General features: G+C 41.5%; 1 pseudogene. It reads left to right on the top strand.

The window, feature by feature from the left end:
* Positions 1–270 (top strand): annotated as a pseudogene (locus SB724_RS20245) (phospho-N-acetylmuramoyl-pentapeptide-transferase); the annotation flags it as partial.

Here is a 270-nt window from a genome sequence, read left to right as displayed (position 1 = left end):
CCATGGGTGGCTTACTTATTTTAGCGGCAATATTCACCAGCACTTTATTGTGGGCTGATTTGTCTAATAAATACGTATGGGCAACATTGTTTGTGATTGGCTCATTGGGGATTGTTGGCTTTATTGACGATTACCGCAAAGTGATCCGCAAAGATCCTAAAGGACTGATTGCTAAGTGGAAGTATTTTTGGCAATCAGTAATTGCATTGGTTGTAGCAACTGCACTTTACATGACCAGTACCCAAGCGACAGAGACATCTCTTGTTGTAC

The organism is Bacillus sp. SIMBA_031 (assembly GCF_046535225.1).
GTDB lineage: Bacteria > Bacillota > Bacilli > Bacillales > Bacillaceae > Bacillus > Bacillus velezensis.
The sequence above is the reverse complement of the archived record's forward strand: the minus strand, read 5'-3'. Positions and strand labels throughout refer to the sequence as shown.